Origin of the sequence: Limnobacter sp. 130 (assembly GCF_902506325.1) — a bacterium.
GTDB lineage: Bacteria > Pseudomonadota > Gammaproteobacteria > Burkholderiales > Burkholderiaceae_B > Limnobacter.
The window spans coordinates 502,413-528,419 of sequence record NZ_LR732328.1; the positions used below are offsets into that span (position 1 = coordinate 502,413).

Annotated in this window: 30 protein-coding genes; 13 read left to right on the plus strand and 17 right to left on the minus strand. The window is 51.9% G+C overall.

Going from position 1 to position 26,007, the window contains the following annotated elements:
• Nucleotides 1-18 precede the first annotated feature (18 nt).
• From FRIGORI9N_RS02415 to FRIGORI9N_RS02435, 5 genes are all read right to left on the minus strand, one after another.
• Entirely contained in the window at nucleotides 19-660 is a 642-nt protein-coding gene (locus FRIGORI9N_RS02415; protein ID WP_159568309.1) for a deoxynucleoside kinase, read from the minus strand.
• Between the two features lie 75 nt (nucleotides 661-735).
• The gene (gene folK / locus FRIGORI9N_RS02420) at nucleotides 736-1,215 is read right to left on the minus strand and encodes a 2-amino-4-hydroxy-6-hydroxymethyldihydropteridine diphosphokinase (RefSeq protein WP_159568310.1); all 480 of its coding nucleotides are present in this window, start codon (nucleotides 1,213-1,215) and stop codon (nucleotides 736-738) included.
• Between the two features lie 8 nt (nucleotides 1,216-1,223).
• Entirely contained in the window at nucleotides 1,224-2,681 is a 1,458-nt protein-coding gene (pcnB, locus tag FRIGORI9N_RS02425) for a polynucleotide adenylyltransferase PcnB (RefSeq protein WP_159568311.1), read from the minus strand.
• Nucleotides 2,678-3,343, minus strand: a complete 666-nt coding sequence (locus FRIGORI9N_RS02430; RefSeq protein WP_159568312.1) for an HAD family phosphatase — start codon at nucleotides 3,341-3,343, stop codon at nucleotides 2,678-2,680. Before FRIGORI9N_RS02430 ends, pcnB begins: the two co-directional genes overlap by 4 nt.
• Entirely contained in the window at nucleotides 3,324-4,019 is a 696-nt protein-coding gene (locus FRIGORI9N_RS02435) for a DnaA ATPase domain-containing protein (RefSeq protein ID WP_159568313.1), read from the minus strand. Before FRIGORI9N_RS02435 ends, FRIGORI9N_RS02430 begins: the two co-directional genes overlap by 20 nt.
• A gap of 156 nt (nucleotides 4,020-4,175) precedes the next feature.
• Between FRIGORI9N_RS02435 and purM the strand changes: the two genes are divergently transcribed.
• Nucleotides 4,176-5,216 carry a phosphoribosylformylglycinamidine cyclo-ligase gene (gene purM / locus FRIGORI9N_RS02440; protein ID WP_159568314.1) on the plus strand — a complete coding sequence of 347 codons (1,041 nt, stop codon included), beginning with the start codon at nucleotides 4,176-4,178 and terminating at the stop codon, nucleotides 5,214-5,216.
• Between the two features lie 128 nt (nucleotides 5,217-5,344).
• Here the strand turns inward: purM and FRIGORI9N_RS02445 are convergent, their stop codons facing one another.
• The 4 genes from FRIGORI9N_RS02445 to queG form a co-directional block, all read right to left on the minus strand.
• Nucleotides 5,345-5,602, minus strand: a complete 258-nt coding sequence (locus FRIGORI9N_RS02445; RefSeq protein WP_159568315.1) for a hypothetical protein — start codon at nucleotides 5,600-5,602, stop codon at nucleotides 5,345-5,347.
• Nucleotides 5,599-6,141, minus strand: coding sequence for a hypothetical protein (locus tag FRIGORI9N_RS02450; RefSeq protein ID WP_159568316.1), 543 nt, complete (start codon nucleotides 6,139-6,141; stop codon nucleotides 5,599-5,601). Before FRIGORI9N_RS02450 ends, FRIGORI9N_RS02445 begins: the two co-directional genes overlap by 4 nt.
• Before the next feature lie 6 nt (nucleotides 6,142-6,147).
• Entirely contained in the window at nucleotides 6,148-6,663 is a 516-nt protein-coding gene (locus tag FRIGORI9N_RS02455) for a PAAR domain-containing protein (protein WP_236550781.1), read from the minus strand.
• Nucleotides 6,664-6,760: 97 nt separating this feature from the next.
• Nucleotides 6,761-7,900, minus strand: a complete 1,140-nt coding sequence (gene queG, locus FRIGORI9N_RS02460; protein ID WP_236550782.1) for a tRNA epoxyqueuosine(34) reductase QueG — start codon at nucleotides 7,898-7,900, stop codon at nucleotides 6,761-6,763.
• Between queG and tsaE the strand changes: the two genes are divergently transcribed.
• The 4 genes from tsaE to miaA are packed head-to-tail and all read left to right on the plus strand — an operon-like array spanning nucleotide 7,899 to nucleotide 12,571.
• Nucleotides 7,899-8,384, plus strand: coding sequence for a tRNA (adenosine(37)-N6)-threonylcarbamoyltransferase complex ATPase subunit type 1 TsaE (tsaE, locus tag FRIGORI9N_RS02465; protein WP_159568317.1), 486 nt, complete (start codon nucleotides 7,899-7,901; stop codon nucleotides 8,382-8,384). The two genes, queG and tsaE, sit on opposite strands and share 2 nt — an antisense overlap.
• A 45-nt stretch (nucleotides 8,385-8,429) precedes the next feature.
• The gene (locus FRIGORI9N_RS02470; protein WP_371717127.1) at nucleotides 8,430-9,734 is read left to right on the plus strand and encodes an N-acetylmuramoyl-L-alanine amidase; all 1,305 of its coding nucleotides are present in this window, start codon (nucleotides 8,430-8,432) and stop codon (nucleotides 9,732-9,734) included.
• Nucleotides 9,735-9,764: 30 nt separating this feature from the next.
• The gene (gene mutL / locus FRIGORI9N_RS02475) at nucleotides 9,765-11,606 is read left to right on the plus strand and encodes a DNA mismatch repair endonuclease MutL (RefSeq protein WP_159568319.1); all 1,842 of its coding nucleotides are present in this window, start codon (nucleotides 9,765-9,767) and stop codon (nucleotides 11,604-11,606) included.
• Between the two features lie 8 nt (nucleotides 11,607-11,614).
• Nucleotides 11,615-12,571 carry a tRNA (adenosine(37)-N6)-dimethylallyltransferase MiaA gene (gene miaA / locus FRIGORI9N_RS02480; protein ID WP_159568320.1) on the plus strand — a complete coding sequence of 319 codons (957 nt, stop codon included), beginning with the start codon at nucleotides 11,615-11,617 and terminating at the stop codon, nucleotides 12,569-12,571.
• A 23-nt stretch (nucleotides 12,572-12,594) separates the two neighbouring features.
• Here the strand turns inward: miaA and FRIGORI9N_RS02485 are convergent, their stop codons facing one another.
• The 7 genes from FRIGORI9N_RS02485 to rplM form a co-directional block, all read right to left on the minus strand.
• Nucleotides 12,595-13,494, minus strand: coding sequence for an AEC family transporter (locus tag FRIGORI9N_RS02485; protein WP_159568321.1), 900 nt, complete (start codon nucleotides 13,492-13,494; stop codon nucleotides 12,595-12,597).
• 87 nt (nucleotides 13,495-13,581) lie between these two features.
• A complete protein-coding gene (gene erpA, locus FRIGORI9N_RS02490; RefSeq protein ID WP_159568322.1) occupies nucleotides 13,582-13,938 on the minus strand; it encodes an iron-sulfur cluster insertion protein ErpA in 357 nt (118 codons plus the stop codon).
• Between the two features lie 21 nt (nucleotides 13,939-13,959).
• Entirely contained in the window at nucleotides 13,960-14,361 is a 402-nt protein-coding gene (locus tag FRIGORI9N_RS02495; RefSeq protein WP_159568323.1) for a polymer-forming cytoskeletal protein, read from the minus strand.
• A gap of 12 nt (nucleotides 14,362-14,373) precedes the next feature.
• Nucleotides 14,374-15,090 carry a DUF6776 family protein gene (locus tag FRIGORI9N_RS02500; RefSeq protein WP_159568324.1) on the minus strand — a complete coding sequence of 239 codons (717 nt, stop codon included), beginning with the start codon at nucleotides 15,088-15,090 and terminating at the stop codon, nucleotides 14,374-14,376.
• Between the two features lie 18 nt (nucleotides 15,091-15,108).
• A complete protein-coding gene (gene argC, locus FRIGORI9N_RS02505) occupies nucleotides 15,109-16,152 on the minus strand; it encodes an N-acetyl-gamma-glutamyl-phosphate reductase (protein ID WP_159568325.1) in 1,044 nt (347 codons plus the stop codon).
• 112 nt (nucleotides 16,153-16,264) lie between these two features.
• A complete protein-coding gene (gene rpsI, locus FRIGORI9N_RS02510; protein WP_159568326.1) occupies nucleotides 16,265-16,657 on the minus strand; it encodes a 30S ribosomal protein S9 in 393 nt (130 codons plus the stop codon).
• Between the two features lie 8 nt (nucleotides 16,658-16,665).
• Entirely contained in the window at nucleotides 16,666-17,094 is a 429-nt protein-coding gene (gene rplM / locus FRIGORI9N_RS02515; protein WP_008251461.1) for a 50S ribosomal protein L13, read from the minus strand.
• Between the two features lie 535 nt (nucleotides 17,095-17,629).
• On the opposite strand from rplM, the gene FRIGORI9N_RS02520 reads away from it, so the two are divergent.
• On the plus strand, nucleotides 17,630-18,052 hold the full coding sequence (locus tag FRIGORI9N_RS02520; protein ID WP_105027035.1) for an OsmC family protein: 423 nt from the start codon (nucleotides 17,630-17,632) through the stop codon (nucleotides 18,050-18,052).
• Here FRIGORI9N_RS02520 and coq7 read toward each other — a convergent pair.
• Complete coding sequence (gene coq7 / locus FRIGORI9N_RS02525) at nucleotides 18,049-18,735, minus strand: 2-polyprenyl-3-methyl-6-methoxy-1,4-benzoquinone monooxygenase (protein WP_159568327.1); 687 nt, start codon at nucleotides 18,733-18,735, stop codon at nucleotides 18,049-18,051. The two genes, FRIGORI9N_RS02520 and coq7, sit on opposite strands and share 4 nt — an antisense overlap.
• A 137-nt stretch (nucleotides 18,736-18,872) precedes the next feature.
• Here coq7 and miaB point away from each other — a divergent pair, with 137 nt between their 5' ends.
• The 7 genes from miaB (at nucleotide 18,873) to thiL (ending at nucleotide 25,981) form a co-directional block, all read left to right on the plus strand.
• Nucleotides 18,873-20,240, plus strand: coding sequence for a tRNA (N6-isopentenyl adenosine(37)-C2)-methylthiotransferase MiaB (gene miaB, locus FRIGORI9N_RS02530; RefSeq protein ID WP_159568328.1), 1,368 nt, complete (start codon nucleotides 18,873-18,875; stop codon nucleotides 20,238-20,240).
• A 62-nt stretch (nucleotides 20,241-20,302) separates the two neighbouring features.
• Nucleotides 20,303-21,217: an HlyC/CorC family transporter gene (locus FRIGORI9N_RS02535; protein ID WP_159568329.1), complete on the plus strand. Its 915-nt coding sequence runs from the start codon at nucleotides 20,303-20,305 to the stop codon at nucleotides 21,215-21,217.
• Entirely contained in the window at nucleotides 21,217-22,755 is a 1,539-nt protein-coding gene (gene lnt / locus FRIGORI9N_RS02540) for an apolipoprotein N-acyltransferase (protein WP_159568330.1), read from the plus strand. Before FRIGORI9N_RS02535 ends, lnt begins: the two co-directional genes overlap by 1 nt.
• A 25-nt stretch (nucleotides 22,756-22,780) precedes the next feature.
• Complete coding sequence (gene ribBA, locus FRIGORI9N_RS02545; RefSeq protein ID WP_159568331.1) at nucleotides 22,781-23,905, plus strand: bifunctional 3,4-dihydroxy-2-butanone-4-phosphate synthase/GTP cyclohydrolase II; 1,125 nt, start codon at nucleotides 22,781-22,783, stop codon at nucleotides 23,903-23,905.
• Complete coding sequence (ribH, locus tag FRIGORI9N_RS02550; RefSeq protein ID WP_159568332.1) at nucleotides 23,902-24,408, plus strand: 6,7-dimethyl-8-ribityllumazine synthase; 507 nt, start codon at nucleotides 23,902-23,904, stop codon at nucleotides 24,406-24,408. The genes ribBA and ribH overlap by 4 nt, the downstream gene beginning before the upstream one ends.
• Nucleotides 24,401-24,889: a transcription antitermination factor NusB gene (gene nusB, locus FRIGORI9N_RS02555; protein WP_159568333.1), complete on the plus strand. Its 489-nt coding sequence runs from the start codon at nucleotides 24,401-24,403 to the stop codon at nucleotides 24,887-24,889. Before ribH ends, nusB begins: the two co-directional genes overlap by 8 nt.
• Before the next feature lie 15 nt (nucleotides 24,890-24,904).
• Nucleotides 24,905-25,981: a thiamine-phosphate kinase gene (thiL, locus tag FRIGORI9N_RS02560; RefSeq protein WP_159568334.1), complete on the plus strand. Its 1,077-nt coding sequence runs from the start codon at nucleotides 24,905-24,907 to the stop codon at nucleotides 25,979-25,981.
• The last annotated feature ends 26 nt before the right edge of the window (nucleotides 25,982-26,007 follow it).

Below are 26,007 nucleotides of genomic sequence, written 5' to 3' on the forward strand. Positions count from 1 at the left end.
GTTTGGTGTGGTGCTTTTTTACTCAGACCAATTGAAAAACTCGCGGCGACCTTTCATGCCTTCGATCTGGTTTAACAGCAAATCAAAGTCTTCGGAATGGTCAACCGGGTTCAAATGTTCAGTGTTCACAATCAACAATGGGGCGTCGTCGTAGTGGTAAAAAAACCGGCTGTATGCATCGCTCAACTGGGACAAATACGCTTCGGTGATATTGGCCTCGTAGGGCGTGGCACGCTTTTGTACTCGTTCAATGAGTGCTTGTGGCGAGGCTTGCAGATAAATCACCAAATCAGGCACGCTGGTCTGTGGGCTTTGGTGTTGGTAAATTTGCTGATACAGCTTCAGTTCTTCTTCGTCCAGCGTGAGGCTGGCAAACATGCGGTCTTTTTCCAGTAAAAAGTCGCTTATCACCATGTTCTCAAAAAAGTCTCGCTGGGTTAAGTCCCGCAGCTGGCCAATACGCTGGAAAAGGAAAAACAATTGAGTGGGCAGTGCGTAACGCGCGGGCTCCTGATAGAACTTCTCCAGGAAAGGATTGTCTTCGGGCTTTTCAAGCAATAGCTCGGCCTGGAATCGCTGAGCAATCAGTCGGGCCAGCGAGGTTTTACCCACGCCAATGGGCCCTTCAATTACGATGTGGCGATACTTTTCTGACAACAAGTTTTAGTCTCCGGTGGGTGGCTTACGCGCGGCCTCAGTGTAGCGCAGGGGTGAAGCAGGTATTGGAAAAAAACTTCAAATTACAGTGACGATCTGGTCCAGCGTGGCGGGCAAGTAGTGTTTGGCTGGGCCCAGGCCGGGGATAAGAACGTCGGGATTCAACTGCAACAGCGGTTCCAGTACAAAGCGTCGAAGGTGCATGCGGGGATGCGGCACCGTTAATTGTGATGTATTAACGATTTGATGGCCTACCAAGAGCACATCCACATCAATAGGGCGGGGGGCATTGCGAGTAGTACGAACTCGCCCCAACTTTGATTCAAGTGCCATGCAGGATTGCAGCAGTTGCTCGGCACTGCCCAGCCATTGAATTTCCAGCACGGAGTTCACATAGTTTGGGCCACTTGCATCGACAGGCACACTTTCAAACCTGGATGACTCTTTGACCGCGTTCACCAGCGGGTGGGCACGAAAATGATCGACCACCTCGTCAAACAGGGCCATGGGGTGCCCCAGGTTGCCCCCCAAGCCCAAATAGCTTGGTGTTGTGTTCATGGGGTCGCTCACTCCCCTTGCTGTCCTTGTCCGGTTTCGCCTGCATTGGCTGCGCCGGTACCCGGCTTGGGTTTTCTGCGGCGGCGTTTTTTCTTGGCAGCCCCATCGGTACCCGCCGGGGTGCCACGCAGCGCATCCAGCATATTCTGGCGATTGTTCACATCGCCATCGCTGAACTCGCGCCACCATTCGGCAAGTTCAGTGTCGGCATCTACATCACCAACCATGGCGCGCAATTCGTAAAAATCAAGCGATGCCCGGAATTTTTGTTGTTCAAGCATGCGGAATGGCGCTTTGCCTGCACGTTTTTCGAAACGGGGTTGAAATGCCCAAATTTCACGCATATCGCCTGTCAGGCGACGCGGAATAGCGGTGCGATCGGCTTGCTCGGCCAATACATCATCCATCGCTGCAAACAGGGCAGGGAATTTTAGTTCGCCTTGTTCAAGTTTTTCTTCCCAGTTTTCAAGCACCAAATGCCACAGCAGGCAGGCGAACAGGAAGCCGGGGCTCAGTGGTTTGCCTTCCTTCACTCGCTTGTCGGTGCGTGCAAGGGCTTCGGTCAAGAAGGGCTCGCCCCGTTCATGTTCCAGAATGGCATCGAGCAGCGGAAATACGCCGTGGTGCAAGCCAGCTTCTCGCAAGCCTTTCAGGCAAGCCATGGCTGAACCGCTCATCAGCAGCTTCAGCATTTCATCAAACAACCGGGAAGCTGGCACGTTGCGCAACAGATCCGCCAGTTCCGCGATGGGCGCGTAGGTGGCTGGTTCAATTGAAAAATTCAGTTTGGCGGCAAATCGCACCACGCGAAGCATGCGCACCGGGTCTTCGCGGTAGCGCAGGCTGGGCTCGCCAATCATGCGCAGAACCCGGGCTCGCAGGTCTTCCATGCCATGGTGGTAGTCCCACACCGTTTCAGTGCTGGGGTCGTAATACATGGCGTTCACTGTGAAGTCGCGGCGCGATGCGTCTTCATCTTGTCGACCGAACTCATTGTCGCGCAGCACTCTGCCATGTTCATCTTTCTCGTTGCTGGCACTGGCCAATGCCCGAAAGGTCGAGGTTTCGATGGTTTCCGGGCCGAACATGACGTGCACGATCTGAAATCTGCGCCCAATTACCCGCGCACGACGAAACAGTCGTTGGGTTTGCTCGGGGCTTGCATCGGTGGCCACGTCGAAGTCTTTCGGGCGCATGCCCAGTAGCAAGTCGCGAACAGCGCCGCCAACAACAAATGCTTTGTAGCCTTTGCTTTGCAAGGTTTCGCACACGCGAATTGCATTGTGGCTAACCAGGCGGCGATCAATTTTGTGTTCGGCCACCCCCCATACCTTGGGTTTGTGCACGCCATAGCTGGCTTTGACTTTTCGCGACTCACCCATATTGAGATGCGCCGCAGGTTTGGGAGCTTCTCGCCCCAGGGTCGCAGGCTTGGAAAACATTCGTTTAAAAAGTTTCTTTATCATTTAAACAACTCAAGTACAGGCCAGCCGCGAGCTTGTGCAATTTCAGCCAGTTTGTTGTCGGGGTTTGCAGCCACAGGGTGGGAAACGCATTCCAGAAGGGGCAGATCGTTGATCGAGTCACTGTAAAAGTGGCTGCTCTCGAAGCTGTCCATGGTCCAGTTTTTTTCCGCCAGCCAGTCGTTCAGGCGTGTTACCTTGCCCTCCCGAAAGCTCGGCAAGCCAGCCACTTTGCCAGTGTATTCTCCGTTTACCAGCTCAGGTTCGGTGGCAATCAAGGCTTCAATGCCGAATGCCTGTGCAATGGGTTGGGTAATAAAGCTGTTGGTAGCAGTAATGATGACACACACTGCGTTCTCGGCTTGATGCCGCTTGACCAACTCAATGGCACTGGCTTTCATATTGGGTCGAATCACTTCGGCCATGAATTCATTGTGCCAAACAGCCAGTTGTGTGCGCTTGTTGTCGCGTAGCGGGCGCAATTGAAAGTCGAGAAACTCGTCGATGTTCAGCGTACCCGCCTTGTAATCCGCAAAAAACTGATTGTTACGCGCCTCAAAATCGGCACGATCCAGTACACCTTTGTTGATGAGAAATTGCGACCATCCGTGGTCAGAGTCAATGGGCAACAGGGTGTTGTCCAGGTCAAACAGTGCGAGTTTCATATTCTCGAATTACCAGACTTTCTCGTCGTTTCATCCAGTGGCGCAGCAAATTCACGCTGACTGGTTTTTGTTGTTCAAGGGAAAAGCGATCCAGTCCGTCCATTACCGCCATCAGCGAACCCATGTCGCGCTGAAAATAGCGCAGCGCGTACTCAATCACTTCTTCGCTAAGTTGCAGGCCCCGTGATCTTGCCATGGCTTGCAGTGCTTCGTGTTTTTCCTGGTCGCTCAATGGTTGCACACGCAGGCACAAGCCTGCCTCAATGCGTGTGCGCAAATCGTCGCGCAGCTTTAACTCTGTTGTGGGGTGCTCACCCGCCAACACGATTTTACCGGGTTTGCGCTCTGCCATGCTTGAATTGAAAGCATTGAACAACTGCACCTGTGAATAGGGCGTTAGTCGGTCAATGTTGTCAATGATCAGTGCCTGCTCGTCGGGCCGAAAAACAAAGCGATTGCTGCCCGCAAATACATTCACGCCCAACTGGCTTGCCACGCCCCGCAGCAGATGGCTTTTTCCGCAACCGGACGGTCCGTAAATATAAATAAACGGACTTGTCCCTTTCAAATTAATCAGTTCTCGCAATTCGTGCACAAGCTGTCCATTTTGTCCGATCAGAAAATTGGACAGAGTGGGCCTGGGTGGCGTGAACACATCGAGAAGCAACTGTTGCATGGGCATTGCCAAAGCGGGGGGAATCGAGCAGCTCCCAATAATACCCTTGAATAGCACTTTTTACGCCTTGTCTCGGTTAAAATACACCCACTCGCGCTTGTGGCCACAAACCTGAAGCAAGCAACCCAGCTCCACAATTTTTCGGACCGAATTTCAATGAATTCTCCCTTGACCTACAAAGACGCCGGCGTCGACATGCAAGCCGGTGATGATCTGGTTGATGCAATCAAGCCCTTGGCCAAACGCACCATGCGCCCTGGCGTATTGGCTGGTATTGGCGGTTTTGGTGCCATGTTCGAGGTGCCCAAAGGTTACAAGGAGCCAGTGCTGGTTTCCGGTACCGATGGTGTGGGCACCAAATTGCGCCTGGCTTTTGAATGGAATATTCACAACACCGTGGGCATTGATTTGGTGGCCATGAGCGCCAACGACATCTTGGTTCAAGGCGCTGAGCCCCTTTACTTTCTTGACTACTTTGCCTGTGGAAAGCTTGATGTAAAAACAGCAGCCAGCGTAGTGGGTGGTATTGCTTACGGTTGCGAACAAGCCGGTTGTGCGCTGATTGGTGGTGAAACAGCCGAAATGCCGGGCATGTATCCCGATGGCGAATACGATCTGGCGGGTTTCGCTGTGGGTATTGTTGAAAAGTCTGAAATTCTGGATGCCAGCAAGGTAAAAGCGGGCGATGTTATTTTGGGTCTGGCTTCCAATGGCATTCACTCCAATGGTTTTTCTTTGGTGCGCAAAATCCTGGAACGTGCACAGCCCGATTTGAACCAGATGTGCGACGGCATGCCCTTGCGTGAAGCCATCATGGCGCCCACGCGCATGTACGTAAAGCCTGTGCTTGAGTTGATCAAGAAAGTGCCTGTTCACGCGCTGGCGCACATCACTGGCGGTGGACTGGTTGAAAATATTCCACGTGTGTTGCCAGACAACCTGGTGGCTGAGCTGGATCGCGGTACCTGGCCAGAAACTGAATTGTTCAAGTGGCTACAAGAAAACGGCCAGGTGCCGTTTGATGAAATGAATCGTGTGTTCAACTGCGGCATTGGCATGGTCGTGGTGTTGCCAGCTGAGCAGGCCAAGGCTGCAATGGATTTGTTGAGCGCTGCGGGCGAGAATGTTTATCAGGTGGGTGTTGTCCGCCCGCGCGTGGAAGGTGAGGCGCACACACTCGTTCGGCCTGCCAACTGATTGTTGTTCATTTGATCCAAACCTGAATCAGCGAAAGCGGTTTGGGTTGGTTCAGCCTCGAAGCATGCTTAAAGCGGTACGGATAAACAACCCAGCCCTCGCCCTTTTCGCAATTGTGCTTTGGTTTTTTATTCCTGTGTGAGTTCAAGGAATTCGTCATTTATCAACCAACCCTGCTTGCCGTCGCAGTTTACTTCAACATAACGATCTGTTTTGCCGTAAGAAAATCCTCCCTTTCTACAAATATCTCCTGTCTTCACGGTGAAATATTCGTTCCCGTTTACATGGTAAAAAACCTGTAATTCCTGGGTGGCTCTCCAATTTCCATTGGGTACATCAGAACTGCACCCCACTGTGATCAAAGCCAATATTGCAACTAATTTCATTTGCTTTTCGGGTAGGTTATTTTCGTCGACAGTCTTTTTGAGCGCCCAAGTGCAATAGCCATGTCAGTTGGCGTAATCAAAGGTGACCATCGGGGATCATGAGCCTGAATGCCAATGCCACCTAGCAATTCTGCTGCATTTGAAGAACAACTATCGCTTCCCAAATCATAAGGCGTGTTCGCCGATATTCGAGATTTAATTAAACTGAGTAATTTGCTTTTCTCCGTACTCGATATTCTAAGAACAAAACCAACAGAGTCGCGATTCATTTTTACTTGCTGTCTAACCAAATAATTTGACTTTGAATCAACATCCCATCCTTTTGGTGCTCGACCGTACACCACATTGTCGATAATTATCGCAACATGTCCAAATTGTGATCCCGAACTGATCAATCGTGAGTCACTTATGATTACCTCGAGGGTAGTGGAATCGGTATAAATCGACTTGACTTTCTTGTCGGTGTGTTCAGTGGTTTTAACGCTTGAAATTTTCCGAAGTTTTTCACCATTCGGGGCGGTAATTGTTTCTTCTGACATTGAGCATCAGCCTGCAATAAAGAAATTCAAATCTTTAATTTCGTCTTGTGTGTCGAAGAACTCCGTTTCCCCTGACTCGCTTGTTGTGAAAAAGCTTGTTGAACCATTCGGAAACTTCACACCATAGTAGGTGTTGGGCATCGGAACGCCTTCTGAGTCACGCAAAATATATCTGTCGTTGAAGTGCAAATCATCAGGTCCAAAGTTGTAATCTAGGGGCCTTGCCGCGGCAATCAATGTTGCGCCGCATGCAACTTTGTCTCCGTGTGTGGCCACAGCCATGTAGTTATCCGTAAACAATCCAGAGCCTTCGACAATTGGAAACAAGTGAGGTTTACATTTTGGGCATGTGACCATGTCGCCAACCCTGGCGATTGGGATTTTTCCGGGCCCCCAAGTGGTAGTGGGGCTACCTGAAATTACTTTGCCGCCATGGCTGGTGGCGTCGCCGACAACCACTTGGGCTTTGCCATTGATGATAGGTCTCGTCACTTTGCGCTCAATTGCATTTGTAAACAGCAATTATCATCGCCTGATTCAAAGGCAAAAATCAATGTCGTACCTTGCCTTGTGTCACTCTCTCCAAGCACTGATTGGCTACGATCGGCTGCTGTTCATATCAGTCACAGTTTTTGCCTTGTTTGTTCACTTGAGTAATGGAGTTGAGTCCATCTTTTTGCAAATTTTCAACTGCCCAATCAATGTGCTCGCGCAAAAATGCGTTGGCACTTTCCCGCATCGCTAGAAGCGCATCTTTACTACCCGCCACCCCCACGCTATTTCCCGCGGCCACGGCCAAATTCCTCCTGAACCGTTTGTAACCGATTCGCCGAATGGCGCTGCCCTCGGTTCGCTTTAAAAACTCGGCTTCGGTCCACCGCATCATTTCAAACCAGTCAGGCTGATCGAATTCCTCTCGCGGATTGAAGTCGGCGTACTCTGCCGGTTTGGCAAATTTATTCCACGGGCAGGCCAGTTGGCAGTCGTCACAACCGTATATTCGGGTACCAACAAGCGGGCGTAGTTCAAGGGGTATTTCGCTGTCGTGTTCAATGGTCAGGTAAGAAATGCATAGCCGGGCATCAACCTGATAGGGTTTCACGATCGCGTTGGTGGGGCAGGCTGTCATGCAGCTGTTGCAGGTGCCGCAGTGGTTTTTTCCAAATTCGCCGCTTAGGGGCAGGGGCATGTTGGTGAACACCTCGCCCAGAAAAAATAGCGAGCCTTCATCTGGGTGAATCAACAAGGTGTGTTTGCCGCGCCAGCCCAAGCCTGCTTTGCGCGCAATTTCTACTTCGGCTGTGGGGGCACTGTCCACAGCCACACGAAATCCGAAGCCTTGTACTTCCGCATTCACGGCGTCGGCGAATCGTTTTAATTGTTGGCGAATTACTTTGTGGTAATCCCGTCCCCGGGCATACAAACTGACATAGGGCTTGTCCCGTGCTTCAATCTCACTCAGGGTTTTTTCGCTGAATGTCGCCGCATCGGGTTGGTTCAGCGTTGTTTCAGGTACGTAGGGCACGCGCAGTGATACGATTCGAATCGCACCGGGAAACAGGGTGTCTGCATTCAGGCGATTCAGTCCGTGGCGCTCCATGTAGGCCATTTCGCCATGCATGCCTTGGTTAAGCCAGGCTTGCAAGTGTGGTTCACAGGCCTGCAAATTGGTGTCGCTTACACCCATGCAGCCCAAGCCCTGCTTTTTGGCCACACGCTGTAACAATGCCCAGTTCTCTTGTTCTTGATGAGCCTGCATGAAAACTTTTACCCGCTATTTACCCGACGACGCCGCAACCCACAGTGTAGGGGAAAAGCTGGCCAAACTTACACAAGCACCGCTTCGCGTCTATCTTTCCGGCCCGTTGGGCGCAGGTAAAACCGCTTTGGTGCGGGCTTTTTTGCGGGCTTTGGGTGTGCAAGGTGCGGTGAAAAGCCCAAGCTATGCGTTGGTAGAACCTTACAATTTCTCGAATTATTCTGTGTATCACTTTGATTTTTATCGATTCTTCGATCAGAATGAATGGGAAGAATCTGGATTTAGAGATTATTTTGAGGAAAACGCCATTTGTTTGGTCGAATGGCCAGAGAAAGCAGGTGGTCTACTTCCTCAAGCCGATCTTGAAATTCAATTGAGTTATCACCAGCAAGCGAGCCCGGAAACAACGGGACGACGCATCGAGGTGAAGGCCCTGTCGATCAATGGGCAGCATTTGGTAGAAAAACTGAACGAACAACAATAGCCTATGAATTCGCGTCGCGACTTGTTGAAAACTGTTGGAGCAGGAATGCTCCTGAAACTGATTCCTGTGGGCGCATTGGCTGCCGACCAGGTGAAGTTTGTCGATGTGCGCCTGTGGCCCGCCGATGAATACACACGGGTCACGCTCGAGCACGCCGGCGCCATCAAGTACAAACATTTCCTGATTGAAAACCCCTGGCGCATGGTAATCGACCTGCTCGACATGCGGCTGGACAGCACACTGAAAGATCTGACAAGTCGCCTTCATCCGGATGACCCTTATGTTCAGCAAATTCGTGTTGGACAATACGATGCGAACACTGTCCGACTGGTATTTGATCTGAAAGCGGAAGTCAAACCCGAGATTTTCACCATTGATCCGATTGCAGAGTACAAAAATCGGTTTGTGGTCGATTTTTACCCGAAAAATCCAACTGACCCTTTGCTGGCTTTGCTTCAGAAGTCTGACGACCCCGCCATGCGGGAAGATGAGATTTCTCGTGCCTTGCGTTTGGCTGAATCGGAAACAAACGGCAAGTTAAAGCTAGATGGTGCGTTGCCTGACAAAAACTCCAGCAAAACAGAAGTTGCCAAGGCTCAGCCCAATGCGCCAGTTGAGCAAAAAACCGTACCTGAATTGAAGCGTATGGTGACTGTTGCAATTGATCCCGGGCATGGTGGTGAAGACCCTGGCGCAGTTGGAAAAGGCGGCACCTACGAAAAAAATGTGGTGTTGGCGATCAGTAAAAAGCTGAAAGCAGAAATTGACAAAATGCCCGGCATGCGTGCCATGCTGACTCGCAATGGTGACTTTTTTGTGCCCTTGAACACACGCGTGCAAAAGGCCCGAAGCGTAAATGCGGACCTGTTTGTATCGGTGCATGCCGATGCTTTCATTCGTCCCACTGCGGGCGGCTCATCGGTCTACGTCCTGTCCGAGCGGGGCGCCTCAAGTACAGCCGCCAAATGGATTGCCAACAAGGAAAATGCCTCTGATTTGATTGGTGGCGTGAACATCAAAGGCACCGATGCGCAATTGGCAAGGGTTTTGCTCGATTTGTCCACCACGGCCCAAATCAATGACAGCCTGAAGCTGGGCGACGCAGTACTGGGTAACCTGGGTAAGGTCAATCGCTTGCACAAGCCCCGTGTTGAGCAAGCTGGTTTCGCAGTGCTGAAAGCGCCTGATATTCCTTCCATCCTGATTGAAACAGCATTCATCAGCAATCCGGAAGAGGAAAAAAAGTTGGCCAATTCGGCGCATCAGCAAGAATTGGCGGAGGCAATCGCCAAGGGTATTGCCAATTACTTTGCCAAGAACCCTCCAGTAGCGCGCACTCCACTCACTTAAACCCGGCTTGCTGGCACTTATAATGGGCGCATGAACCATCGCCCCATATCCCTGTTGCCCGATGTCTTGATCAGCCAAATTGCCGCTGGCGAAGTGGTTGATCGCCCTGCGTCGGTGGTCAAAGAGCTTCTTGAAAATGCATTGGACGCCGGTGCATCTGAAATTACCGTTCGCATCGATGGCGGTGGTATTCAAAGAATTTGTATTCAAGACAACGGCAAAGGCATCCCGCAAGACGAATTGGAGTTGGCGGTTACACGCCATGCAACTTCAAAAATCCAATCGCTCAATGAACTTGAAAGCGTGATGAGCCTGGGCTTTCGCGGAGAAGCTTTGGCCTCAATTGCCTCTGTGAGTCAGTTCACTTTAAGCAGTTATCCAAAGCATCAAGACAGCGCCTATAGCATCAGCAATCAATCCGGGCAGTGGTTGCTTGAACCCTCTGCCGCCAGTCCCGGGACCACGGTTGATGTGCAATCGCTGTATTTCAGTACGCCAGCCCGTCGTAAATTCCTGAAAACGGAGCAAACCGAGTTTTTTCATTGCCTGGACGTTGTCAAACGCATGGCACTCGCCAATCCAGCAGTCACTTGGCTGGTGTATCGGGATGGCAAACTTCAAAGCCGCTTTCAGGAAAGCAGCTGGAGCGCGCGGGTCTTCAGTATTCTGGAAGCCATGGCCAACGGCGCTTCAAAACCAATCGATGTGCACGCTGCCGACATGCAACTACATGGTGCAGTGGGTTTGCCCGACGCGGCCCGTGGCAAGGGCGACATGCAGTTTTTCTATGTGAATGGCCGTTTTGTGAAAGACAAGTTGATCAACCATGCGGTGAGATCAGCTTACGAAGACGTGTTGCATGGGGACAAGTTTCCATCGTTCGTACTCTTTTTAAACCTTCCCGCCAATGAAGTGGATGTGAATGTACACCCTGCAAAAACCGAGGTGCGTTTTAGAAATGCCCGGGCGGTACACCAATGGGTACGTCATTCGATTCAGGCCAGCCTCGCACCGTCCAGGGCAGTAGTGCCACTTAGCGATTCGCCTGCCAGTGCCGATCAGGTCGCTGCGTCGACCCCAGTCAGCAGCAATGCGTGGCGTTCGTCCACGGGCTCAGCCCCCGTGGTGCAGGTTCAGGCCAAAAGCGCAGCGCTCCCTTTCTTGCGCGAGGAGCTGGCTGACTACATTCAGGCGTATCGTCCACTTGAACCGGCACCCCGGCCTGTACAGATCACCGCACAACCCAAAGAGCCACAGGCAGAGCCACCTCGCGCCGCTGAAGATGCGGAATATTTGGGGCAGGCGATTGCACAGGTGCATGGCATTTATATTCTTGCTTTGCGAACGGATGGCATGGTGGTGGTTGACATGCACGCAGCCCACGAGCGGGTGTTGTATGAGCAGTTCAAGAATGCGCTCGACAATCAACAAACCATTTCATCTCAAGAGTTACTGGTACCTTTATTGGTTCAAATTGATCCACGCCTGGCCAGCGAGGTCGACAATGGGCAACACCTATGGGAAAAGCTCGGGTTCAGGTTGAGCCTGATTTCAACGCAAGAACTTGCCGTGCGTGCCGTACCCTCCATGTTGGCGGGCCAGGATTTGTCAGCGTTGCTGCAACAGTGGCTTGAGGACCTGCAGCTGTATGGCGTAGCTCATGTGCTTGAACGCCAGCGCAACGAATGGTTGGCGGGGCTCGCCTGCCACACAGCCGTGCGTGCCAATCGCAAGCTCACCATACCCGAGATGAATGCGCTCTTGCGTTCCATGGAACGAACCGAGCGCTCGGACCAATGCAATCATGGCAGACCCACTTGGCGCCACTTCAGTTTGTCTGAAATGGACAAATGGTTTTTGCGCGGTCAGTGAGCAGCACCATGACTCCCGCAAGCACAGCTTCCATTCCCGCTTTGGCTGTACTCGGGCCAACCGCATCGGGAAAATCGGCGTTGGGCCTTTGGATGGCCGATCAAGGTTTTCCGATCGAAATTATCAGTCTCGATTCTGCGTTGGTGTTTCGCGACATGAATATAGGCACTGCCAAGCCGACGCCCCAGGAATTGGCCTTGGTGCCCCACCATTTAATCGACATCATCACGCCCAGCGACACCTTTAGTGCGGCCGAATTCGTCATTCAATGCCATGCACTGATCGCCGACATACGCGCTCGGGGCAAAGTGCCCGTTATTTTGGGCGGAACCATGATGTATTACAAAACACTGGTCAGTGGCATGGACGATCTTCCTGTCGCCAATGCGGACATTCGGCAGGCCATTGAGCAACAGGCCCTGCAAGAAGGCTGGCCTGCCATTCACGCCCGCCTTGCTGAGGTAGATCCCGCCACGGCCCAACGTTTGAAGCCCAATGACTCTCAGCGATTGCAACGTGCGCTCGAGGTCTTTCAAATTACAGGTCAACCTCTGTCAAGTTTTCATCAGCGAGACCAACAGGCTGATTTACGCATTCCCACGCTGGCGATTGAGCCCTCTGACCGGGCTGTGTTGCACAAGCGCATTGAATCGCGTTTTCTCACCATGCTGGATCAGGGGCTTGTTGAAGAGCTCATTGAGCTTCGGCACAATTATGTGTTGGACGAAAGCATGCCTTCCATGCGCTGCGTGGGGTACCGGCAGGTGTGGGAACACTTGCACGGCCACTGTACCCGGCAAGACATGATAGACCGCGGAATTGCAGCCACCCGACAATTGGCCAAGCGGCAAATCACCTGGCTGCGTTCAACAGCCAACAAAGAGGTGGTAGATCCACTGCAAGCTGATTGGCTTGAGTCAGTTAAACCCTGGATACACAGGCAGATCGAGGCATTGTTGCCCTGAAAGATCGCGTGTGTTTGGTCTGATTAAAGCGGAAAACGCTGAGCAAGGGCAAACACCAACGGTAGGGTCATTGCAGCCCCCACGGTCGACATGGAAATAAGGCAGGCCACCAACGGTGCATTTCCGCCCATTCTTGCTGCCAGAATATAGGCACTGGATGCCGATGGAATGGCGGAAAACACCAGCAGCACAACAGCCTGTTCTTCTGGCAAATTCATGAAGTGTGCGTACAACACGGCAAGCAGCGGCGAGACCATCAGTTTGATGAATAGCCACCAAATGGACACGGCCCAATTTCCCTTCAAACCGGAAAACACCAACCCCGATCCCACTGCCAGCAAACCCAGTGACACGGCGGCTTGCGCAAGCCGTTCCAGTGTCAGCATCATGGGTTCTGGCACCTGAACACCCAGCAGTTTGGCTGCAATGCCCAGGCTGGTGCCAATAATGAGTGGGTTCTTCAAGATTTCAAGGAAGGCGGTAAATCGCCCACCCTTGCTCATGGTGCCAACAGCCAACACATTGCACAGTGGCACACCAAGGGCCAGCAAAATGGCGATATTCGCGACAGCCGATTGCCCGCCCAAGCGACTTGCCAGGGCCAAGCCGATGTAAGAATTAAACCGGTAAGCGGTTTGCAGGCCCGACGCAAAATCCACCCGTCCCATTTTGCTGACCAGCAGACCCAGCCACCCAAGCAAAAATGAAGCGAAAATAACTGTGGGACCGCCCAATGCAAATGAGCCCACGGTGCTCACGTTGAAATTGCTCGATACCACCGAGAAAAACAGCAAACAAGGAAACAGCACGAAGTACACCAGTTTTTCAATGGTGACCCAAGCCGCAGGTGCCATCCAGAAGCGACGCAGCAAGTAGCCCAGCGCGATGATGGCGAAATCAGGAAAAAGAAGCAGTGGAGACAATGGGATGTATCTGTTTTGCCAATAAAAAACCCACCCTAGGGTGGGTTTTTCGATCAGGTCTGGGGTGAATGCCAGCCCGCTTCCGGTTTACACCGAGAAAGAGGATCCGCAGCCACAGGTTGTTGTGGCATTTGGGTTCTTAATCACGAATTGTGCGCCGTTGATGTCTTCTTTGTAGTCAATTTCTGCACCAGTCAAATACTGGTAGCTCATTGAATCGATCAGAAGAGTCACTCCGCCTTTGTCCAAAGCGGTGTCGTCTTCGTTCACGTCTTCATCAAAGGTAAAGCCGTATTGGAAACCAGAGCATCCACCACCCTGCACGAATACGCGCAACTTCAAGTTGGGGTTGCCTTCTTCATTGATCAGGTCGCGCACTTTGGCTGCTGCTGAATCGGTGAAGACCAATACGCTGGGTTGTTCTGTCGTAGTTACTTCCATCATGTCCTGCCTATGTGCTGGATTTTACTTGCTTGATGCCAATGCCAGCCTGCTTGGCACCACTTCTTCACTTTCGTGATGCAGGGTACCGTCAACAACAGCACCTGGATGCATCTCTAATGCCCTATATCTTACGTCACCTGAGACATTTGCGGAAGGGTGTAGTTCCAGAAGCTGATTGGCTTCTATCGGTCCTTCGATCAGGCCGCTGACCACCACATGGCCCACGCGCACGCTGCCACGCACTTTGCCGGTCTCGGAAATGACCAAAAGTGATTGTGAGCTTTCATCGGCCACCACGTTGCCGTCCACCTCGCCGTCAATGCGCAGGCCACCTTTGAAATGCAAATCTCCTTTGAGCACCATGTCGGCACCAACCAAACTTTGAATAGGCAGCAGTCGCTTTGTATTTTTCTTCGAAAACATGTGTAAACCCCTTCACAGTTTGATAGTTGATTGGGCGCGAATGGCACCCGCATCCAGAATTCTCATTTCTACGCTTTGCAGCTTGCTGTCTTCCGGAAGGGAAAACATGCCCGATACCCTTGAAAAACGGGTCAGTGTGATTTTGAACTGGGGATCTTCTGAAGACTCTGCGTTCGGTAAAACTATGACACTGGATCCGTCTTTGTTCAACACTTTAATCAAGACCTGCACATTCAGGGTAATCTCCGGGCGCTGGCTACCCTGAATCACGAGTGCTTTGTAGCGGTATTGACCAGGAACCGTGTCCTTGTTCACTTGCAAACGCTTTAATGAAATAGCCCCCTGGAGGCTGCCCGGAATAAAACCTTCAAAAAATGCCAAGTCCTCTTTTAATTTCGCATTTTCTGACTCCAGGTTGCTGATCAGCAAATTCAACTTGCTGCGCGCCTCCTTGTCCAGTTTCACCAGCTCATTGGTACGTGAAATATCTTCCTGCATCTCGATGGTTTTGGTTTGAAGCTCAGCAAGTTGAGCATTCAACACTTCGATTTCCTGCGTAGAAAACAAGCCCTGTATAACGTTGCCTTTGGGGCCCCACAGCGCATAGGCAGCGCATGCGCCCAAAATGACAAGGCCCAGCAGCAGGCCATAAGCGAATGCAAACCTGGAGGATCGTTTAACTCCCGGAAGCAGTGTTCGACGTGAATGATGTGTTTTTTTTGGGTTCAAACTACGAAATCCTGATTATTAAGGCGACAGCGGCAGCTGTTCCAAACCCATGTGTTCGGGCAGGTCAAACATCGCATTCATGGCCTGAACGGCCTGGCCTGCAGCACCTTTTACCAAGTTGTCGATCACTGAGACAATGACCAGGGTGTCGCGGCCTTGCGGGCGATGCAATGCAATGCGCACAAAATTTGAGCCGCGCACTGACTTGGTTTCTGGGAGGGAGCCCTTTGGCATCACATCCACAAAGTACTCTTTGGCATAGTGCTGCTCGTAAAGTGCCTGAATGTCGGTGTTTTTGCCCTGTTCGTTCAGTTTCACGTACGTGGTTGCCAAAATACCGCGCACCATGGGCACCAAGTGGGGGGTAAAAGTAATCTGGGTTTTCCGGCCCGAGATCAATTCCAGGCCTTGTTCAATTTCTGGCAAGTGGCGGTGGCCGCTTACTCCGTAGGCTTTAAAGCTTTCAGCAGCCTCCGAGAACAAAGAGCCTACCGTGGCTTTGCGGCCAGCACCGGAAACGCCCGATTTGCAATCGGCCACAATGCTGCTTTCGTCGATCAATGGCGTATCCGCAACAAGGAGTGGCTTCAAGGCCAATTGCACGGCAGTGGGGTAGCAACCTGCCAGACCCACCAGTTTGGCTTTCTTGAGCTCAGTGCGGGCCGACTCCACCAGGCCATAACAGGCTTGGCTAAGTAGTTCGGGTTCAGAGTGTGGCATGCCGTACCACTTTTCAAATTCAGCGGTATTTTTCAGGCGAAAATCTGCGCCCAGGTCGATGACACGAATGCCAGCGTTCACCAGTTCAGCGGACTGGGCCATGGCCACGCCGTGGGGTGTGGCGAAAAACACCACGTCACAATCTTTCAGTGATTCAAACTTAGGCTCTGTAAAAGCAATGTTCACGCGCTTGCGCAGGGCAGGGAACATGTCGGCCACAGGTTGGCCCACTTCGCCGCGCGATGTGATTGCTTTCAGTTCGGCCTGCGGATGCAGGGCCAACAGGCGAAGAAGTTCAGAGCCTGTGTAACCGGTTCCGCCGACAATGCCTACCTTGATCATGACTAATCCTTGTGCTGAAAAGAAAAAAAGCCGCACATTTGTGCGGCTTTTGATTGTAACCCAGCTGGGAGGGCTGCTGGGTGTAAGCGTACTTTGATTATTAACGCTTGGTTTATCGCTTGGAGAACTGTTTGCGACGACGAGCGCCACGCAGACCCACTTTCTTACGTTCAACTTCACGCGCGTCACGAGTAACCAAACCTGCTTTGGACAGAGTTGGCTTCAGTTCTGCGTCGAAGTCGATCAAAGCGCGAGTCAGGCCGTGACGAACTGCACCAGCTTGGCCAGTTTCGCCGCCGCCGCGCACGTTGACTTTGATGTCAAAAGTTTCAACGTTCTCGGTCAATACCAAAGGTTGACGTGCAACCATTTGGCCTGTTTCGCGAGAAAAGTATTCAGTCAAAGGCTTGCCGTTCACGATGAACTGGCCAGTACCTTTTTTGATAAAAACACGGGCCACTGAGCTTTTGCGGCGACCGGTTCCGTAATTGTATTCACCAATCATGGTTCACCTCAGATTTCAAGTGGCTTGGGTTGTTGTGCGGAATGCGGGTGCTCTGCTTCAGCGTAGATCTTCAATTTCTTGATCATCGCATAGCCCAGAGGACCTTTTGGCAACATGCCTTTCACTGCTTTCTCCAGCGCGCGGCCGGGGAAGCGTTCTTGCATCTTGTCAAAGTTTGTTTCGTAAATACCGCCTGGGTAACCAGAGTGACGGAAATACTTTTTGTTCAGGCCTTTGGTGCCTGTAACACGCAATTTACCGGCGTTTACAACAACAATGAAGTCGCCTGTGTCGATGTGCGGTGTGAACTCAGGTTTGTGTTTACCACGGAGGCGGCGTGCAACTTCACTGGCTACACGTCCCAACACCTTGTCGGTGCCGTCGATCACAAACCACTCTTGTTTAACCTCACCGGGTTTCGCTGAGTAGGTTTTCATGATTTTTCCTTAAAGATAAAAAAGTGCTTTTTACCTGTCTCCCTACTTGTACATGCAGCCCACAATTAATATGCAGGTCGGCAGCCGAAGGGCTCTCCCAACAGGTAACCCGCGATTTTAGCAAAGTTTTTTGCTTTCGGTTAAACTTTTTTGAGTGTTGGATAAAAAAAACCCAAGCACTGTGAAGTGCTTGGGTTTAATCCACCAAAGGAGGAGGGTGGAGGAGACAACTTTGCACTGTGAAAGAAACTCTGCGATTGATGTGTCGTGGTTCATTCAAGTGACTACAATTTGAATTCTAGAGACATTTCTGTTGCGGCGCAAGAGTCTGTTTTTGTTGTCCGAAAAAAGCAACTTATTCCACAATTTAAAAGTGGTTTAAAAAATTCCAACAAAAACAATAGCTTGTATTTAAAACTAGTGACTGAATAGTTATTTGTTAATTCAATCTAATAAAATAGAGCAGTTTCTCAACTTCTTTTCGCTAAATATTGTGCAATGCATAATGAGTGATTAATCATAAACAAGGAGCTTTATGGAAGCCGAAGTTAGCTGGTCCGGGTTGCCCGGCATGTCATTTGTGGCCACAACCGGCAGTGGTCATATGTTGTGTATGGACGGAGCGCCAGATGGCGGGGGCAATAACCTGGCTCCGCGTCCCATGGAAGTGGTGTTGGCGGGCACTGGTGCATGTACGGCTTACGACGTGGTGTTGATACTTCGCAAAAGCGGACAAGACATTCGCGACTGCAAGGTGAAAATGAGTGCAGAGCGCGCTGAAGAAGCCCCCAAGGTGTTTACCCGGATCAATTTCCACTTTCAAGTGATCGGCAGGGGGTTAAAGCCCAATCTGGTCGATCGGGCCATCAAGTTGTCGCACGAGAAGTATTGTTCAGCGTCTGCCATGCTGGGCAAAACCGCTGAACTGGTGTTCACGCACGAAATTATTGAAGATTAAATTTTCTGCGCAAGTGTGGTCATGACCTTTGACATGGCGGTCATGGCCAGTTTTACAGGCATGGGCAAATTGTTGGCGCCCTGGTCAATGGCAGTTTGCCCGTGCTCAATTTCATCCTGGCGCATTTGTTCCAGAATTGCCCGTGATTGCTGATCGCCTGCAGGCAACCTGCCCAAGTGGTCATTCAGGTGTTTTTCAACCTGTTTCTCGGTTTCAGCCATGAAACCCAAGCTCACCTTGTCGCCCAAGGTGCCTGCTACAAACCCCAAGGCAAACGCGCCGCCGTACCAGAATGGGTTCAACAGACTGGGGCGCGCGCCCAATTGGTCAAGCCTTTCCTGCGTCCAGGCCAAGTGGTCTGCTTCTTCTTTGGCCGCGTGATCGAACAGGGCTTTCTTTTCAGGATCTTTGCTGGCCAAGGCTTGCGCCTGGTAAAGCGCTTGCGCGCAAATTTCGCCAACATGGTTGACGCGCATCAAACCAATGACTTGTTCTTTTTCTGCGTCGCTTAACTGCTCGGCACGCAGATTTTGCCCGGCGGGGTTTGGGCGCTGTGCCACGGGCGTGGCTGCGAGTGTTTTCAGGGCTTTGTCGACTTCATTGAGCACTGCATCCACAGAGGGGAGTTTCGGAAGTGCAGGCAAACCCGGAAAACCGGGAAAGCGTGGGGGTTGATTTGGCATTACTACGCACCAATCCTGTGTTTTTTCAACGAAGTCTTCATTTTAGCAAGGGATACACGTAAAATCCGCGGCAACGCGCAACGATTTACAACGTCCCCGTGTTGGCTCCTGTTTCTGTTCTGAAGCAGGTCTGCTTCATGGTGGCATATTTTAGGCAAACCATGACTTCCAAGAAAAAACTCTTCATCAAAACCTTTGGCTGCCAGATGAACGAGTATGACTCCGACAAAATGGCCGATGTGCTGGGCGTCTCTGATGGGGTGGAGCGGACCAATACCCCCGATGATGCGGACATTATTTTGTTCAATACCTGTTCGGTACGTGAAAAAGCGCAGGAAAAAGTATTCAGCGATCTTGGTCGAGTCAAGCACCTGAAAAAATCCAATCCCAACCTCATTATTGGGGTGGGTGGCTGTGTGGCCAGTCAGGAAGGCAAGGCGATCGTTGAGCGCGCACCTTATGTGGATGTGGTATTTGGTCCCCAAACCCTGCATCGCTTGCCGCAACTGATCAAGCAGCGTAGGGACACTCACAGGCCACAGGTTGATATTTCCTTTCCTGAAATCGAAAAATTCGACAACCTGCCCTTGGCCAAAAACACCGGTGCCACAGCCTTTGTTTCCATTATGGAAGGTTGCAGCAAGTACTGTAGTTTCTGCGTGGTGCCTTACACACGCGGCGAAGAAATTTCCCGCCCTTTCGACGATGTGCTCATGGAAATTGCTGACTTGGCAGATCAAGGTGTGCGAGAGATCAATTTGTTGGGGCAAAACGTGAATGCCTACCGCGGCAAAATGGGTGAAACTGCTGAAATTGCAGACTTTGCCTTGCTGTTGGAATATGTGTCTGAGGTGCCAGGCATTGAGCGTATTCGTTTTACCACCTCGCATCCCAAAGAGTTTGGTCCGCGCTTAATCGAATCATATGCCAAGCTTCCCAAGCTGGTGGATCACCTTCATTTGCCGGTTCAAGCGGGTTCCGACCGCATTTTGGCTGCCATGAAGCGCGGTTACACCGCACTCGAGTACAAGTCAATTATTCGCAAGCTGCGTGAAATTCGCCCCAATATCTCCATGTCTTCCGATTTCATCGTAGGCTTTCCCGGCGAAACTGAAGCTGACTTCGAGAAAACCATGGATTTGATCAACTCTGTGGGTTTCGATACCTCTTTTTCCTTTGTTTACAGCCCTCGGCCGGGCACGCCTGCCGCTGATCTGGAAGACGGTGTCGACCAGATCACCAAGCTCAAGCGTTTGGCCCGTCTACAGAAAACAATTCAAGACCACGCCACCAGCATCAGCAAGTCCATGCTGGGCACGCGCCAGAAGGTGTTGGTGGAGGGACCTTCCAAAAAAGACCCTGCTGAATTGGCTGGCCGTACCGAGAACAACCGGGTGGTCAACTTTGCCGGTAATCCCCGCATGGTGGGGCAAATCGTTGAGTTGGACATTGTGGAGGCCTATCCCAACTCCTTGCGTGGACTGGTGCCAATCACGGCTGCCTGATATCCGTCATTTTTTTCGGTTATCCTTGAGCCGTTATTGTTTGCAGAGGTTTATCCTCCCCCATGTCAGAATCGAGTCCGTTGCAGGTCCCCAGTAAAAAAGAGCGGGGCCTGCTAGAACGTTTGTCTTCACTGCTACTTCGAGAGCCAGAGGACAGAGAGCAGTTGCTGGAAGTCCTTCAGCAGGCTCATGAAAGAAACCTGCTGGACGCCGATGCGCTTTCAATGATTGAAGGCGTCATGCAGGTTAGCGACCTTTCCGCAGGCGACATCATGGTGCCCCGCGCTCAAATGGACGCCATCAATGCCGAAGATTCCATCGATCAAATCGTCGCTTTTGCGGTAGAAAAGGCTCACTCGCGTTTTCCAGTCTATGAAGGCGAGCGCGACAATGTGATTGGTGTGTTGTTGGCCAAAGATCTTCTGCGCATTCATGCTGATTCTGAGGTCAATTTGCGCGACATGCTGCGCCCGGCGGTGTTCATTCCCGAAAGCAAGCGCTTGAATGTGCTGCTTCATGATTTCCGCCTGAACCGCAATCACATTGCCTTGGTGGTCGATGAATACGGTGGGGTGGCTGGCTTGCTGACCATCGAAGACGTGCTTGAGCAAATTGTGGGTGACATTGAAGACGAATACGATTTCGATGAAGAAGCCGACAATATTGTGAGCTTGGGCGGCGATCAGCTTGGTGTGTATCGCGTCAAAGCCCTGACCACGATTGAGCAGTTCAATGAAACATTTGGAACGACCTTTTCAAACGAACATGCGGATACATTGGGCGGACTGTTGACCGACCACTTGGCGCGTTTGCCAGTGCGTGGCGACGTGGTTGAGTCGCCACCTTTCCGCTTCGAGGTGTTGCGTGCAGATGCAAGGCAGGTGCATTTGCTTCGAGTTCAAAAAATAGAACCTGCTCCAGACTCCCTTGATTCCAACCCATCCGCTGAAAATTCCGACTCCGACAGGCCCACTTGATGTACTCCTTTTTTGCAGGCGCACTTTTGGGAGCGCCTTGGGCGTTGTCGTTTGCCCCGATTTCATTGTGGTGGCTAGGGCTGCTGTTGCTTGCGGTGTTGCCATTTGTTGCACTTAAAACACGTCGGCCCTGGCTGACAGGTTTGGCATTTGGCTGGTCGGCTTATGGGGTTGGTGTTTCCTGGTTGCATATCAGTCTGCATACTTATGGTGGCTTGCCATCGTTGCTGGCCTGGGCGGCTATCGCAGCGTTTACCCTGTATTTGGCACTTTTTCCTGCCTTGGCGCTGTGGTTCTACAACCGATTTATGTCCACCAATGCAGCATCCCCAACCGGGGAAGTGTTTAATGCGTTGTTGTGGGCTGCGTTGTGGACCTTCTTTGAGTGGGCCCGGGGTACCTTCATGACTGGTTTTGCCTGGTTGGGTTTGGGCGATGCCTTGGTCGATTCTCCATTTACCAATTTGTTACCGTGGCTCGGCAGCTACGGCAGCTTGTTTGTTCTCATGCTGATTGGGCATTTGCTTGTGTCATTTGTGCTTACGCGCCGCAGTGGTTTGGCCTTGGCCGTGTCCTCTGTGCTGGTCGCTGCGCTGGTATTGGTGCAGTTACCGGTGAAAACCCAAAGTGCAGGCCCGTTGACGGTGGTGGGGGTGCAAACCAATGTGGATCAAAGTATCAAGTTTGATCCCGAATTGATTGTGTCGAACATGCAAAAAACCTTTGCCCTTGGCGACACGGCCAAGCATGAGTTGGCCCAGCAAGGCGGTGGATTGCTTGTGTTTCCGGAAACTGTCAATCCTTTGGTGTGGACCGACACCCCCGAGGAATGGCGAACTACATTTCGTGACTTTGCCACTCCGGGGGAAACAGCCGTGGTTATGGGGTCTGCAATTCAAGAGGGTTCACGGTATTTCAATTCAATTGTTATGTTTCAAGGCGATGAGGCGCTGAATGACCTGGAGGTGCCCAAAATAAGGCACGACAAACGGCATTTGGTGCCTTTTGGTGAATTCATTCCATTGGGTTTCAAGTGGTTTGTTGCCATGTTGAACATGCCCATGGGCGAGTTCACTTCAGGCTCGGGCCCACTGAAGCCCTTTTTGGTCGATGGCAATGCCTTGGCATCTACCGTGTGTTACGAAGACATTTTCAGTGGGGAGTTTGCAGGTTTGGTCGCCAATTCCACGCAAGAGCCAACGCTGTTTGTGAATTTAAGTAACCTGGCCTGGTTTGGTCAATCCTGGGCACTCGATCAGCACGCGCAAATGGGTCGAACCCGGTCTGCCGAGCACCGTAAGCCTGGATTAAGGGTGACCAACACGGGGATGTCTGGCTTTGTGAACGAGCATGGGCAGTGGGCTTTGCGGGTCGATCCCGGAAAGGCACTGGTGTGGTCGGGGCAAATCGAGGGTCGATTGGGGCAAACCTTCTTTGCGAAGTGGGGCAATCGCCTGTGGTTTTCGATTTGGGGAGTAGTCCTTCTACTGCTGTGCGTGCGTGAATGGCGCTTGAAGGCTTACAATAGAGCCCATTAAATCAATCTCAAGAACTTACACTGCCATGTCAATTAGTCCAATCAACGAAATTGTTGAAGAAATGCGTGCGGGCCGCATGGTCATTCTCGTCGATGAAGAAGACCGTGAAAACGAGGGCGACCTTGTGTTGGCCGCCGATTTTGTTACGCCAGAAGCAATCAATTTTATGGCCAAATATGGCCGGGGCCTGATTTGCCTGACATTGACCGAAGCCCGTTGCCGCGAATTGGGTCTGCGCCCGATGGTGGCTGCCAACGGTTCTTCGCATGGCACCAACTTTACCGTGTCTATCGAAGCTGCTGAGGGTGTGTCCACTGGCATTTCAGCGGCTGACCGTTCCCACACCATTCGTGTGGCAGTCAACAAAAACGCAAAGCCCGAAGACTTGGTTCAGCCTGGCCACATTTTTCCGCTGACTGCCGTAAACGGTGGTGTTCTTATGCGAGCCGGCCACACAGAAGCAGGCTGCGATTTGTCTGCAATGGCTGGTTTAAGTCCAGCTTCCGTGATCTGCGAGATCATGAAAGACGACGGCACCATGGCCCGTTTGCCCGATCTGGTCGAGTTTGCCAAAGAACATAACTTGAAGATCGGTACCATTGCCGACCTTATTCAGTACCGCAGCACCAAAGAATCCCTGATCGAGCGCATGCACGAACGTGTCATTGACACCGTGCAGGGCCAGTTCAATTGCATTTCTTTCCGTGACAAGCCAACGGGCAGCGCACATTTTGCGCTTGTGTATGGCCAGTTGAACCCGGATACAGAAGCCTTGGTGCGTGTGCACGAACCCACCTCGCTGATCGACTTTCTGGAAGTGAACTTGTCGGAGCACTCATTCTCGATTCCCGCAGCCATGAAGAAAGTGGTGGAAGAAGGGGCAGGCGTCATTGTGCTGCTGAACTGCGATGTCTCCTCTGACCGCTTGTTGGGGCAGTTTGCTTCGCTCGACGACATTGAGCAGCGTGGCACAACCGCACGCAAGGGCGCTGGCTCGAACCCGGACCTGCGAACCTACGGTATCGGCGCACAAATTTTGCGCGATTTGGGTGTGAACAAAATGAAATTGCTGTCCCGGCCACGGAAAATGCCAAGCATGACCGGGTTTGATTTGGAAGTGTCAGGTTATGTCAACGGAGAAACGAAATGAGCAACAGTCCAGGAAGTATGCCTGCTAATTTGAACGGCGATGGCATTCGTGTGGGTGTGGTTCAGGCCCGCTTCAACGAAGAAATCACCAATGGCCTTTGGGCTGCCTGTTGCAGCGAGTTGCTGCGTTTGGGTGTGTTGAACGAGGATATTTTGCACATTACCGTGCCAGGTGCCATGGAAATTCCAATTGCCTTGCAGCGACTGGCTTTTTCAGGTGAATTCGATGCCCTGATCGCTTTGGGCGCCGTGATCAAGGGTGATACCTATCATTTCGAGATTGTTTGCGGCGAGAGCGCGCGCGGCGTTTCAAGCGTGGCTTTGGCGCACGACGTGCCTGTGGTCAACATGGTCCTGACCACCTACACCGAAGAACAGGCCATTGAGCGCATTGAAGACAAAGGTGTTGATGCAGCGCGTTGTGCCGTGGAAATGGGCAATTTAATGATGACGCTGGACGACAACCTGCCCAGTGCTGATGACGAGGAAGAAGACGATGAGTGAAGCCAGCAGGCCTGAATCAGGCAAGAGGCAAGGGCACACACGCAACGCTCGACGTCGATCCCGCGAATTGGCCTTGCAGGGTTTGTATCAGTGGTTTTTGAATCCCACCGAGGTCGGTGAAGTGGATGCGCACATTCGCAACGCCCCCGGTTTCGACAAGGCTGACCGTGAACACTATGAATCGCTTTTGCATGGTTCTGTTCATCACCTTGAAGACTTGATGCATCAAATCCAGCCATTCATCGACCGACCTTGGGGTGAACTCAGCCCGGTTGAAAAGGCTGTTTTGGTACTTGCCAGCCATGAGATGAATACCCATGCTGAAATTCCCTATCGGGTTGTAATCAATGAGGCTGTCGAACTCACCAAAACCTTTGGGGGTACCGACGCTTTCAAGTTCGTCAATGGCGTGCTCGACAAAGTAGCCGCTCAGGCGCGTGATTCCGAAATCAAGGCCCAGGCGAATAGTCAGTCCAGCTAATACTCAAGAGGCGTTTTGGAATTCGACCTTATTCATCGCCATTTCAAAACGCCTTTTGGCCCGTTGGCGCGGGCCAATGCTGACACAGTCTTGCTTGGTATTGGCGATGACTGTGCCGCACTTCAAATTTCTCCGGGTCAGAATCTATTCACCTCCACCGACACCTTGGTTGAAGGTGTGCATTTCTTTTCCGACGATGCGCCGCGTACAACAGGCTGGAAAGCACTGGCTTGTAATCTGTCGGACTTGGCTGCCAGTGGGGCCACGCCATTGGGATTCACCCTGAATTTAAGTTTGCCCGAGGTCGATGAAACATGGCTTGCCGGTTTTTCGGCAGGTTTGCTCGAGGTGGCCACCCGATTTAACTGCCCACTTGTGGGTGGTGACACCACGTCTGCCGGGTTGAATACTTTGAAAACCGTGTCGATCACCGTGTTTGGGCAAGCGGCCGCATCTCACCGCGGGTTCAACCGGGGGCATGCAAAAGCGGATGAGGGAATCTGGGTTAGCGGCACCCCCGGGCTGGCTCGGCTCGGGCTTTTACTTGAATACCAAAAGCGTGGCCGTTTGGCGGAATGTTGCCGGGGTGCCGAGTTGCAAAAGGTCCAGGCCTTGTTGGCCGTATTGCCCGAACATCTGGTTCGGCAGGCTGTGAGCCGGCTTGAAATGCCAGTGCCGCGAATTGAACTTGGGTTGATGCTTCACGGCCTGGCCAGTGCCTGTCTGGACCTTTCCGATGGTCTAAGTGGCGATCTGGCTCATGTTTTAAAAGCCAGTGAAGTTGCAGCCGTACTTTCTCAGACAAGCCTGGAGTCCATTTGGCGGCATCTTTGGCCCGAAATTGATCAACACGCTGATGTTGCCGGGTTGTTGAAAACGCTGATTGCACAAACCTTGAAAGGCGGTGACGATTTCGAATTGTGCTGGACAGCCCACCCGCGACATCGCGATGCAATACAATCCTTGGGCGCGGGTCTTCATTGTGTGGGCATTATTGAGCAGGGAAGCGGACTGTGGCTTCGAACCCCGGGAGAAGAGCGCAAGCGTATTTCTGGAACTTCTTACAATCATTTTGCCGAGAGCAAGAATTGACCTCAAACCACAGTCGCAGACCGAAT

Excerpts from the sequence above, each read along its gene's own strand:
- folK (WP_159568310.1), bottom strand. The coding sequence starts at position 1,215 with ATGAACACAACACCAAGCTATTTGGGCTTGGGGGGCAACCTGGGGCAC.
- pcnB (WP_159568311.1), bottom strand. The coding sequence starts at position 2,681 with ATGATAAAGAAACTTTTTAAACGAATGTTTTCCAAGCCTGCGACCCTG.
- FRIGORI9N_RS02430 (WP_159568312.1), bottom strand. The coding sequence starts at position 3,343 with ATGAAACTCGCACTGTTTGACCTGGACAACACCCTGTTGCCCATTGAC.
- FRIGORI9N_RS02435 (WP_159568313.1), bottom strand. The coding sequence starts at position 4,019 with ATGCAACAGTTGCTTCTCGATGTGTTCACGCCACCCAGGCCCACTCTG.
- purM (WP_159568314.1), top strand. The coding sequence starts at position 4,176 with ATGAATTCTCCCTTGACCTACAAAGACGCCGGCGTCGACATGCAAGCC.
- FRIGORI9N_RS02445 (WP_159568315.1), bottom strand. The coding sequence starts at position 5,602 with ATGAAATTAGTTGCAATATTGGCTTTGATCACAGTGGGGTGCAGTTCT.
- FRIGORI9N_RS02450 (WP_159568316.1), bottom strand. The coding sequence starts at position 6,141 with ATGTCAGAAGAAACAATTACCGCCCCGAATGGTGAAAAACTTCGGAAA.
- tsaE (WP_159568317.1), top strand. The coding sequence starts at position 7,899 with ATGAAAACTTTTACCCGCTATTTACCCGACGACGCCGCAACCCACAGT.
- queG (WP_236550782.1), bottom strand. The coding sequence starts at position 7,900 with ATGCAGGCTCATCAAGAACAAGAGAACTGGGCATTGTTACAGCGTGTG.
- FRIGORI9N_RS02470 (WP_371717127.1), top strand. The coding sequence starts at position 8,430 with ATGCTCCTGAAACTGATTCCTGTGGGCGCATTGGCTGCCGACCAGGTG.
- mutL (WP_159568319.1), top strand. The coding sequence starts at position 9,765 with ATGAACCATCGCCCCATATCCCTGTTGCCCGATGTCTTGATCAGCCAA.
- miaA (WP_159568320.1), top strand. The coding sequence starts at position 11,615 with ATGACTCCCGCAAGCACAGCTTCCATTCCCGCTTTGGCTGTACTCGGG.
- erpA (WP_159568322.1), bottom strand. The coding sequence starts at position 13,938 with ATGATGGAAGTAACTACGACAGAACAACCCAGCGTATTGGTCTTCACC.
- FRIGORI9N_RS02495 (WP_159568323.1), bottom strand. The coding sequence starts at position 14,361 with ATGTTTTCGAAGAAAAATACAAAGCGACTGCTGCCTATTCAAAGTTTG.
- argC (WP_159568325.1), bottom strand. The coding sequence starts at position 16,152 with ATGATCAAGGTAGGCATTGTCGGCGGAACCGGTTACACAGGCTCTGAA.
- rpsI (WP_159568326.1), bottom strand. The coding sequence starts at position 16,657 with ATGATTGGTGAATACAATTACGGAACCGGTCGCCGCAAAAGCTCAGTG.
- rplM (WP_008251461.1), bottom strand. The coding sequence starts at position 17,094 with ATGAAAACCTACTCAGCGAAACCCGGTGAGGTTAAACAAGAGTGGTTT.
- FRIGORI9N_RS02520 (WP_105027035.1), top strand. The coding sequence starts at position 17,630 with ATGGAAGCCGAAGTTAGCTGGTCCGGGTTGCCCGGCATGTCATTTGTG.
- coq7 (WP_159568327.1), bottom strand. The coding sequence starts at position 18,735 with ATGCCAAATCAACCCCCACGCTTTCCCGGTTTTCCGGGTTTGCCTGCA.
- miaB (WP_159568328.1), top strand. The coding sequence starts at position 18,873 with ATGGTGGCATATTTTAGGCAAACCATGACTTCCAAGAAAAAACTCTTC.
- FRIGORI9N_RS02535 (WP_159568329.1), top strand. The coding sequence starts at position 20,303 with ATGTCAGAATCGAGTCCGTTGCAGGTCCCCAGTAAAAAAGAGCGGGGC.
- lnt (WP_159568330.1), top strand. The coding sequence starts at position 21,217 with ATGTACTCCTTTTTTGCAGGCGCACTTTTGGGAGCGCCTTGGGCGTTG.
- ribBA (WP_159568331.1), top strand. The coding sequence starts at position 22,781 with ATGTCAATTAGTCCAATCAACGAAATTGTTGAAGAAATGCGTGCGGGC.
- ribH (WP_159568332.1), top strand. The coding sequence starts at position 23,902 with ATGAGCAACAGTCCAGGAAGTATGCCTGCTAATTTGAACGGCGATGGC.
- nusB (WP_159568333.1), top strand. The coding sequence starts at position 24,401 with ATGAGTGAAGCCAGCAGGCCTGAATCAGGCAAGAGGCAAGGGCACACA.